Below are 10,630 nucleotides of genomic sequence, written 5' to 3'. Positions count from 1 at the left end.
CAACAATGCCGGAACCATCGACCCCATGACGGCAGCTGAGATTGCGAAGAGCTTTGGGATAAGGGTATACACTATCGCTGTAGGCACTATGGGGCAGGCTCCCTATCCGGTGATGACTGACTTCGGTATCGAGTACCAGATGATGCCGGTGGAGATCGATGAGAGCTCCCTCCGGACCATCGCTGAGACCACAGGTGGTAGTTTCTTCAGGGCGACGGACAACTCCAGCCTAGAGGAGATCTACGACCAGATCGACCAGATGGAGAAGATCGAGCTGGAGGTACATAACTATACGGAGAAGTCTGAGCACTTTATGCCGTGGCTCTGTGTCGCCCTGCTCTGCCTATTTGGGGCGATCCTCTTGAGGACGACCGCTTTCCGTACGATGCCGTGATATACTGAGGATATGCGTTTTTTACACCCCTACATACTGCTCTTGCTCATTCCTCTTGCGCTCCTCTTGGTGTGGGCATTCCTGAGGATCAGGAGAGACAAGAAGAAGCTGAAGAATTTCGGGGAGACAGAGCTAGTTCGCCAGCTGATGCCCGATCTCTCTCTGAGACGCAAGCTGACGAAGGACATTCTGCTCATTGCCTCCGGGATGCTCATCGTGGTGGCACTTGCCCGCCCACAGGTGGGCTCCAAGCCGGAGAAGGTAAAGCTGGAGGGCATCGAGATGATCGTTGCTCTCGATCTCTCCAATTCGATGCTTGCTAAGGACGTCACCCCGAGCCGTCTCACGTTAGCCAAGAACATTGTGTCTCGCATGACGGACGAATTGGCAAATAACAAGATTGGTCTAATTTACTTCGCTGGAGAGGCGTACATTCAGCTACCGATCACCTCGGACTTCGTCTCCGCCAAGATGTTTCTCCAGTCCGCTGATCCCAGCCTCATAGCTGCGCAGGGTACCGTTATCGGCGAGGCAATCAAGCTAGCGACCAGAGGCTTTTCATCGGACAAGGAGGTGAAGAAAGCGCTGGTGCTGATCACTGATGCTGAGAACCTTGATGGTGATGTGGAGGAGGCACTCAAGGCTGCAAAGGAGAAGGGGATCCTCGTCTCCGTCCTGGGTGTAGGTACGGAGGAGGGAGCTCCGATCCCGATGGGCAATGGTGAGTATCTGACGGACGAAGAGGGTAAGGTGGTCGTTACTCGCCTTAATCAGCAGCTCGCCAAGCAGATTGCTGAGACTGCCGATGGGGTCTACATCCATGCTCAGGACGTCTCCGGAGCGGTCCGACTGCTCAAGAAGAGCCTTGACAGACTGCAGAAGTCAGATATGAGTACCACCGTCTACCGATCCTATGCGGATGTCTACTACTACTTCCTGATCCCGGCACTGCTCCTACTGATGATCGACCTGCTGATGCTGGATCATAAGAATAGGTTCCTTAGGCGGTTCAATATCTTTGACGTAAAGCGTAATGATGAGAAGTAAGTACTTGCTGTCGATCCTCTTTGCCTCTCTCTCCTGTCTCCCTCTCTGGGGGCAGAAGCAGGTGCGAGACCTGACCCGTAGTGGCAATAAGCTCTATCGCTCCGGGGAGTACTCCAAAGCAGAGATAGACTACCGGAAGGCTCTTGAGGTCAATAAGAGCGACCCTACTACGATCTTCAATCTCGCCAATGTCCTCTACCGAACTGATCGTGGCGAGGAGGCGGGCAAGCTTTACCAGTCTCTCGCCCCTCATCTCTCCTTACTCTCCCCTACAGAGGCGGCTGATCTGACGCATAACGCCGGCAACACCGCTTTCCGTGCCAAGCAGCTGGAGCAGGCAATCGAGTACTACAAGGAGTCGCTTCGTCGAAGACCCACTGATGAGGACACGCGCTACAACCTCGCTCTGGCTCAGAAGTTACTGGAGGATCAGAAGAAGAATGGCGGTGGTGGTCAGGATCAGAAGCAAGATCAGGATAAGGATCAGCAGAAAGACCAGCAAAAGGATCAGCAGAATGACCAGCAGCAACAACCTCAGCAGCCCAACCAGGATCAGATGTCCCAAGAGACTGCCAATAGGATCCTACAAGCCCTCCAGAAGGATGAGAAGAATACCCGACAGAAGCTAGAGCAGGCTCAGCAACAGAAGGGACGTAGTCGTCGTAAGAATTGGTAATCCATTATGTCTCACAGAGTACTCCACATAATTGCAAGCCTCTGTATCCTCTCCCTGACCGCTCAGGCGGTGAATAAGGTGACGGTAAGGGTCTCCCAGCCGCAGGAAGCGGTAGTGGGAGAGCCCTTCAGGGTCCAGTTGATCGTTAGTGACAAGGCATCCGATCCTCAGTGGTCGTTCCCATCAGGATTAGAGGTTCTGTATGGACCTGCGGTGAGTCGATCCTCGAGCACCAGCATCATCAATGGTAAGATGTCCCGCTCCTCCTCGACCTCATTCACCTACACGCTGATGGCCGATCATGCCGGCTCCTACAGTCTCCCCTCCGCTACTGTCAAGGTAGGCGGGGCCACCTATAGATCAGGAGCTACGACCTTCAAGGTCTATGAGCCATCTGCCGTCTCTCCCGGAGCCTCGGCATCAGGCGCATCCGGTGACGAAGGCGAGGGGCAGATATCCGACGACGAGGCGGTTCGGCTGAGTAACGACGCTCTGCAGGTGGTGGCTAACGTGAGTAAGACGACTGTCTATGAGCAAGAGGCACTTCTCGTCACCTACAAGCTCTACTCGAGGTACCAGGGGATCCAGATAGAGAGTGCTAACTTCCCCGAGTACGACGGCTTCGTCAAGCAGGAGATCCCGCAAAGTGGTCCGCTCCAGCTAGACATAGAGCAGTATAGGGGGAAGAACTACTACACTGTGACGCTGCTCCGTCAGCTTCTCTTCCCCCAGAAGCCCGGCAAGCTCAGCGTCCCGTCCGGTTCCTTCGGCCTGCTTGTGACTGTTCCTTCGCAGAATAGTGATCCGGACGACTTCTTCTCCGGCTTCTTCGACTCCTACCAGCGGGTTCGGAAAAAGGTAACTACCAAGCCCTTTACGATAAATGTGAAGTCCCTTCCCACCCCTAAGCCGGACGACTTCACTGGAGCGGTGGGTAGCTTCAGGCTCACCTCCGACGGACTTCAACAGCCGATGAAGACTGGCGAGAGTGTCCAGATGAAGCTTACCCTCACCGGCGAGGGAAATCTGAAGCTGACTACCCTGCCGGAGGTGCAGTGGCCCGAGGGCTTCGAGGTCTATGATCCTCAGGAGGAGGAAGACATCCAGGTCACCGCCGGGGGAGCATCCGGCTGGAAGTCTACCGAGTACTTCGCCATACCGAGGTACGAGGGCACCTATACCATACCCGAGATTACATACTCATACTTTGATCCCGCCTCAGGGTCCTACAGGCGCGAGGTGATTCCGGAACAGAGGATACAGGTAGAGAAGGGCAGTGGATCGGTGGTGTCGGACGGCTCTGCCTTCGGTAGCCGTGATGCGATGAAGCGGCTGGGTAACGACATTCGCTACCTCAAGCCTTCCGGCAGCCTCACTCACCTGTCTGGAGTCAGCCTAGGTACGTATTGGCTCCTCTACGGCGTGGTACTCCTTATCGGCGTGGTTGCCTTCTTACTCATCCGAGCCCATCGCGCTAGTGCGATCGAGAACTCTCACACCCGCGCTCGCCGTGCCGGCAAGATGGCACGTAAGTATCTCAAGGTAGCAGAGAAGGAGCGTGCTAGGGGCGACCATGTCGCTTACTACGAGGCACTCCTCAATGGTCTCAATAGCTACCTCTGCGCCAAGCTCCATATCCCGCCCTCCGACCTCTCCAAGGAGCGCATTGCGGAGGTGATGCGAACCAATGGCTTGCCTGAGGAGCTGGTAAGCCGGACCCTCTCCGTACAGTCCGATCTCGAGCTGGCGCGCTTTGCCCCCTCTGATGAGGGGGGACTGAGAGATGAACTCTTCATGACCTCGTCGGAAGTTATCGATGACATAGAGGCCTCTAAAATCAAGATCAAAGAGTGATGAAACGACTTCTGATACTTCCCCTCCTTATCCTCTCCATCGCGCTTGGCGAAGTCGCTTCCGCTCAAGAGTCTGCTCCGACGGACACCACCGTCCTGGCTGGATCCTCAGCCGATGCAGTCGGATCAACAGACATCAAGAGACTGATGGATGAGGCGGCAACTGCCTATGGTGAGCAAAAGTACAGCCTCGCCATATCGATCTACGAGAAGTGCCTCAGTCTCTCGTCCGAGCCCTCTGCCGAGCTGTACTACAACCTCGGCTGTGCCTACTATAAGGACGGACAGCTCTCCCGCGCCATACTGAGTCTGGAGCGCGCCTACAGGCTGGATCCCGCTGACTCAGACACGCGCTACAACCTTGCCTTCCTAGCTGACCACACGGCCGAGAAGGTAGAGCAGCCCCGCTCACAGATGCTCTCACGGGCGATGGATGATATGACCCACTGGTTCTCTCTGCCTGTCTGGATGAGTCTTGCCCTGGGCTCCTTTGTCATCTTTATCCTTCTTATCTACCTCTTTGCATACGGACGTAGCGAGAAGAAGAGGCGTATAGGCTTCTATACCGGCCTCTTTGCTCTCGTACTATGTATGATCCTCAATCTCTTTGTCTACCGATCTTACAGGTTTATCACCGACCGCTCGGAGGCGATCCTGACTGCTCCGGTCATCACACTGCAGAGCTCTCCCGACTCGTCGTCACAGGACATAGCGGTAGTGCATGAGGGGCACAAGGTGAGGATAATGGACAGAGTAGGGGGGTATGCCGAGATCCGACTTGCCGATGGCACGGTCGGCTGGGTCCCAGAGGAGACCTTTGACTTGATCAATAACTTTAGCGACTGATGTAATGGTAGAGAAGCTGGCCCTACTGGAGCGAGACTTTTTCCTCTGGCTCAATAGTCCCCACAGTGACTATCTGGACTCGGTGATGTTCACCTTCTCCGACAAGCGGATCTGGTACTTCTTCCTGATCTTCTTCTTTGCGCTGCTCTTCTATCGGCAGAGGGTAAAGGAGTGCCTGCTCCTCATCCTCTTCGTCGCACTTATGATGGTAGTCTCGGACCAGCTCTCGTCTGCCGTCTTCAAGCCCTATTTTCAGCGATTCCGACCGACCCTTCATCCCTTCACGGAGGATGTGGTCAAGACTGTGATGGGGCACTCCGGAGGCGGACTCTATGGCTTCATCTCCGGACACAGCACCAACTTTGCCGCTCTCGGTGCCTTTACGATGCTACTGATGAGACACCGGGGCTACACCGTCATCATGACTCTTGTCGTGCTGACCACGATGTACTCGCGAGTCTATCTCGGGGTTCACTTCCTCTCGGACGTGATCGCCGGCTGTCTCTGCGGCACGCTCGTCGGCATCGTCATGTACTATCTCTATCGCGAGACGCGCAGCAGTTTTTTCAAGATCCCGGATCGGCAGAAGTCCGTCTGCTACATTACTCCTCGCAGTAGGATCGACAAGATCGCACTCTCACTCGTGACCTTGTACCTCGCCTTTTGGATCCTGGGACCAATCGTTTACCCCATCTTATATCTCTAACTAAGTTATGACAAAAGACTATCAGACCATCCTGGATGCTTTCCCTCTCGAGGGGGAAGTCGTGAGCGTGGATCCTTTTGGGAACGGTCACATCAATGATACCCTACGTGTTACAGTCAAGGATCCGAATGGTACGGAGCAGATCAGGTACGTCCTCCAGCGGATCAATCATCAGGTCTTCCGGGACGTGGAGACCCTGCAGCGGAATATATTCACCGTCACTGAGCACATCAGGAAGAAGCTGGAGGCTGAGGGTGATACGGACGTCGACCGACACGTCTGCACATTCCTCCGGACGAAGAGCGGTGAGCGCTATACCACCTATGAGGGAAACTACTGGCGCGTGATGCTCTATATCCCCGGCTCAGTCACCGTGGATGCGGTCACCCCGGAGTCGGCACGCTCCGCGGGAAGAGCCTTCGGAGACTTCCAGAGCCGTCTCTCCGACATCCCTGAGGGGACGCTTGGGGAGACGATCCCTCACTTCCACGATATGGCGTTTCGTCTGCACGAGCTCTCTGAGGCAATCAGGGAGGATCGCGTAGGCAGGATGCAGGAGGACAGGGTCAAGAAGCTCATCAAGGCTGTCGACGACCGGTCGGACGATATGCTCCTGCAGGAGCGCCTCTACGAGGAGGGCAGTCTGCCTAAGCACATCAATCATCTCGACACCAAGGTGGACAACATCCTCTTCGATAAGGAGTCCGGTGAGGTGCTGACGGTCATCGACCTCGATACGGTGATGCCCGGATATATCCTGTCTGACGTAGGAGACTTCATACGTACTGCCGTGAATACCGGTGCAGAGGACGAGACTGACGAGTCCCGGATCGGTGTGGATATGGATATCTTCAGGTCGTATGTGGAGGGCTATATGTCCTCTGCAAGCAGCTTCCTCACGGAGACGGAGATCCGACTCATCCCCTACGGCGGTCGCATGATGACCTATATGCAGGCAGTCCGCTTCCTCACAGACTATATCAATGGGGATACCTACTACAAGACCGACTACAAGGATCACAATTGGGATCGTGCCTGGGCTCAGTATGTCTACCTGACACGCTTAGAGGAGCGAGCCAAGGAGATGAGCGACTTCATGACCCACTGGCTGTGACTCTACGTCACCGATAGGAGACACTGCTACCCTGAGAGAGTTTATCGGACAGCTGAGGGAGAGATGGACTCTACATGCCTTTCGTCTTTTTCCTAAAGCGTTGCTGATCGACTGATATTGTCGGCTAAGCCGATGCCTCATCATCAGGGGTATTTTTATTACCGGTATTAGTCGCGACTAATACCGGGTTTAGTGTACACTAAACCCGGTAATAATTCGGAGCCGGGTGGCGACCCCCATGGGAAACCAATAGACGTAGGTTTACCCGCATACCTCACAACTAATCCTGGCATAGTTGTCCATGTCACCTCTGCTGACAATCTGAGAGGATATTATGAATATAAAATAGCAGCACCGGTGCTCAGACAAGTCGTCCGGACACCGGTGCTCCTCTATTTGGGAATACGCTCCTGATCTAAAGCTTCTGCATGGCGACCAGTCGGGCGTAATACTTGCCCTGAGCCAGCAGCTCCTCGTGAGTCCCTCGCTCTACGATCCGACCCCTGTGCAGGACAATGATCTGATCGGCACTGACGATGGTGGAGAGGCGGTGAGCGATGACGATAGTGGTGCGCCCTCTCATGAGGTGCTCCAGTGCCTCCTGCACCAGTCGCTCAGACTCAGTGTCCAGAGCTGACGTAGCCTCATCAAGGATCAGGATGTCCGGGTCCTTGAGTACGGCACGGGCGATGCTCAGCCGCTGACGCTGTCCGCCGGAGAGCTTACTGCCTCGGTCACCGATATTTGTCTCGTAGCCCTCGGAGAGCTCTCTGATAAAGTCGTCCGCATTGGCCACCTTGCAGGCAGCCACGATCTCCTCATCGGTCGCATCCTTGTTGCCGAAGGCGACATTGGCTCGGACGGTGTCATTGAAGAGGATTGCTTCTTGATTGACATTACCCATCAGCATCCTCAGATCGTGCATCCTTAGCTCCCTGATGTCCGTGTCATCTATCCTGATGGACCCCTCGTCCACGTCGTAGAAGCGAGGCAAGAGGTCCACCAGAGTACTCTTGCCGGAGCCGCTCTCTCCCACGATCGCCAGCGTCTTGCCCTTCGGGATGGTCAGATCGACATCCCTCAGGATCCAGTGGTCGTCGTAATTATTGTAGCGGAAGGAGACGTGGTCATATCGGATCTCTCTCTCGAAGCGGATCTCCCTCGGCTGCTCAGGATCCTGGATCGGATTGACTGCCGAGAGTACTTCATCGATGCGGGCGAGCGAGGCCATCCCCTTACGTATGTCGTAGGAGGCGCGGGAGAATTCCTTGGCAGGATTGATGATGCTGTAGAAGATCACCAGGTAGTAGATGAATGTGGAAGCATCGAAGCCGACACTATTGTGGAAAATAAGCGTCCCACCAAACCATAGCACTACCGCAATGGTGATTGTCCCAAGGAATTCGCTCACTGGATGAGCCAGTGCCTGTCGCGAGGCTACATGCCGGGAGATGGTCCGGAACTCCTCGTTTTGGGCTTCAAACCGCTCCTGAATGGGCTTCTCGGCATGGAAGGCCTTGATCACCCTAAGCCCGCCCAATGTCTCCTCAAAGAGGCTGATCAGATAGCCCCACTTCGTCTGACCCTCGAGGGAGTCGCGCTTGAGTCGCTTGCCTATACGACCCATGACAAATCCCGCCATAGGGAGCAGGAGCATCACAAAGAGGGTTAGCGAGGGACTGATGATCAGCATAGCAATCAGCGAGACGAGGATGATGAGCGGATTCTTGATCATCATATCGAGCGAACTGATCAGGGAGTGCTGTAATTCGTTGACATCTCCTGAGATACGCGCCAGCAGATCGCCCTTCCGCTCTCCGGAGAAGAAGGCAAGGTTGAGCCCAAGCACTCTCTCATTGAGCTGATTTCGTATGTCCCGCACCACGCCTGTCTGGACCGGGATCATAAAGAAGGAGGCGGCATACTGCACGGACACCTTCAGCAGTGTGATAGCCACCAGATAGAGCGCCAGGATCATTAGAGACTTGGAGACGCCGTAGGCATCGATCATCTGCGTCACCGCATAATTGAAGTTGTTCTGTATCCCATTCATTAGGGTGGAGAGAGAGAGCTCGCTCCACGGCATGAAGTGGTACGTGGTGGTGTCGATCCCGAATAGAATCCTCAGGATAGGGATCAGGAGTGAGAATGCCAGTAGGTTTAGTAGCGGCGCAATGGCATTGCAGGCGATGTTACCTATGATGTACCACTTATACTTGGGGAGAAATCGTCTGAACGCTCGGAAAAAGTCCTTCATCAGGGTAAGGTGTTAGTATGTCGCAGTCCAATCAGATCTTGCGAAGCTTGGCAAACTTAAGGATCATCTGTTTCTTCGATCCATCATCAAAGGTGACTAGGACCTTAGTCCCGGAGACACTCTGGGAGAAGCCCTCCACCCGACCTGCACCGAAAGTGGGGTGCTCCACGCGGTCGCCCTTGCAGAGATCGGCCTCGCTCACTCGATCGATCAGGGGAGCATTGTCCTCCTCCTTCGTCCGTATCACCCGACGGACGCGTCTAGGCTTGGGATCGAGATGGCGGGAGGACTGCACCGGAGCAGAGGGTGTAACTGTAGGTCTCTCCTCTCGGGCAGTGGAGTGGGGCAGGTAGTCGGTCAGCCCCGTATGATCCTCGAGGTATCGTGGATCAAGGTCGAGGAGGAAGCGGCTCGGCCTCTGATAGTCGAGCTGACCGTGGGTCATGCGACTCTGAGCGTAGGAGAGGATGCACTTCTCCTTAGCTCGAGTGATAGCGACGTAGAGGAGTCGGCGCTCCTCCTCGATGTCCTTCTCCTCACTGTATCGGTCACTGGGGATCAGCTGATCCTCGAGCCCCACGCAGTAGACCTCCTCGTACTCCAGTCCCTTGGAGGCATGCATAGTCATCAGAGTGACACGGGGCGTGCCGTCCTCCTTCTGATCCGCATCGGTGAAGAGCGACATATCGCGGACAAAGTCCTCGATGGTCACCGGATCGTCCGAGAGCTCGTAGTGAGCGTCCTCATACTCCTGCACTGCAGAGACCAGCTCATTGAGGTTGTCCAGCTTAGACAGAGACTCTACACTCTCGTCACTGTACATACCTGTCAGCTGCGTGGCGAGGATGAGATGGCTCATATACTCCGCCAGAGTCATCCCGGTATTAGCCGTCTCTCGTAGCTGGTCAATCAACTCTACAAAACCGGTGATCCTTTTGATAGGGGCTGCCTTGAGGGACTCTGACATCAGATCAGGATCCGATGCCACCTCCAGTAGGGGTTTCTTTTGTCTATTAGCGAGGTCGGAGAGAGTGCTAAAGGTCACGTCACCGATTCCCCTCTTGGGGGTGTTGTAGACCCTCCGGAATGCCTCGTCGTCACTCGCATTGATCACCAAGCGGAGGTAGGCAAGGGCATCCTTGATCTCAGCACGGTCGTAGAAGGAGAGCCCACCGTAGATCCTGTAAGGGACGGAATAATTGCGTAACTGCTCCTCGAGGAGGCGGCTCTGAGCATTGGTGCGGTAGAGTACCGCCACCTCCTCGGGTGATCTCCCACGGCGAAGTGAGGCGGAGATCATCTCGGCGACCCGCTCAGCCTCGGACTTGCCACTGAAGGCATCGAAGAGGGTGAGCTTCTCCCCCTTGCCGGCGACTGCTTCCACAGTCTTGGGGATGCGGAAGTGATTTTTCTCGATCAGGCTATTGGCAATGTCGACGATATTGGAGGTGGAGCGATAGTTTTTCCTCAGCTTATAGACCACAGCGTCAGGGAATGTGGCGCTGAAGCTGAGGATATTCTCGATCACAGCGCCGCGGAAGGAGTAGATGCTCTGTGCGTCGTCACCTACGACGGTGAGGATCGTATCAGGTCCCTTGAGTTGCTTGACGATTTCATTTTGCACCCAATTGGTGTCCTGGTACTCGTCGACAAGGATGTATCGAAATCTCCTGTGGAGCTCGTCCCTCACCTCTGGGTGCTGTCTCAGCAGTCGCAGCATATTGATCAGCAGATCAT

At 55.0% G+C, this 10,630-nt stretch carries 8 protein-coding genes and 1 pseudogene; 7 read left to right on the top strand and 2 right to left on the bottom strand.

The window, feature by feature from the left end; all coding sequences use genetic code 11:
- From Q0F21_RS03195 to Q0F21_RS03165, 7 genes and pseudogenes are all read left to right on the top strand, one after another.
- A pseudogene (locus Q0F21_RS03195) lies at positions 1–394 on the top strand (VWA domain-containing protein); the annotation flags it as partial.
- 12 nt (positions 395–406) lie between these two features.
- Positions 407–1,441 carry a VWA domain-containing protein gene (locus Q0F21_RS03190; RefSeq protein WP_297237352.1) on the top strand — a complete coding sequence of 345 codons (1,035 nt, stop codon included), beginning with the start codon at positions 407–409 and terminating at the stop codon, positions 1,439–1,441.
- Entirely contained in the window at positions 1,431–2,117 is a 687-nt protein-coding gene (locus Q0F21_RS03185; protein ID WP_297237350.1) for a tetratricopeptide repeat protein, read from the top strand. The genes Q0F21_RS03190 and Q0F21_RS03185 overlap by 11 nt, the downstream gene beginning before the upstream one ends.
- Before the next feature lie 6 nt (positions 2,118–2,123).
- Positions 2,124–3,971: a BatD family protein gene (locus Q0F21_RS03180; RefSeq protein ID WP_297237348.1), complete on the top strand. Its 1,848-nt coding sequence runs from the start codon at positions 2,124–2,126 to the stop codon at positions 3,969–3,971.
- Positions 3,971–4,816 (top strand): tetratricopeptide repeat protein, encoded by an 846-nt coding sequence (locus Q0F21_RS03175; protein ID WP_297237346.1) that lies wholly within the window; start codon positions 3,971–3,973, stop codon positions 4,814–4,816. Before Q0F21_RS03180 ends, Q0F21_RS03175 begins: the two co-directional genes overlap by 1 nt.
- Positions 4,817–4,820: 4 nt before the next feature.
- The gene (locus Q0F21_RS03170) at positions 4,821–5,522 is read left to right on the top strand and encodes a phosphatase PAP2 family protein (RefSeq protein ID WP_297237344.1); all 702 of its coding nucleotides are present in this window, start codon (positions 4,821–4,823) and stop codon (positions 5,520–5,522) included.
- Positions 5,523–5,529: 7 nt separating this feature from the next.
- Positions 5,530–6,636, top strand: a complete 1,107-nt coding sequence (locus Q0F21_RS03165; RefSeq protein WP_297237342.1) for an aminoglycoside phosphotransferase family protein — start codon at positions 5,530–5,532, stop codon at positions 6,634–6,636.
- Between the two features lie 415 nt (positions 6,637–7,051).
- On the opposite strand, the gene Q0F21_RS03160 is transcribed toward Q0F21_RS03165, so the two are convergent.
- Positions 7,052–8,893: an ABC transporter ATP-binding protein gene (locus Q0F21_RS03160; RefSeq protein WP_297237340.1), complete on the bottom strand. Its 1,842-nt coding sequence runs from the start codon at positions 8,891–8,893 to the stop codon at positions 7,052–7,054.
- A 31-nt stretch (positions 8,894–8,924) separates the two neighbouring features.
- Positions 8,925–10,630, bottom strand: a 1,706-nt coding sequence (locus tag Q0F21_RS03155) for a 3'-5' exonuclease (RefSeq protein WP_297237338.1), incomplete at its 5' end; no start/stop codon positions are given.

Source organism: uncultured Porphyromonas sp., assembly GCF_934359325.1.
GTDB lineage: Bacteria > Bacteroidota > Bacteroidia > Bacteroidales > Porphyromonadaceae > Porphyromonas_A.
This window is presented reverse-complemented; position numbering and strand designations above follow the sequence as displayed.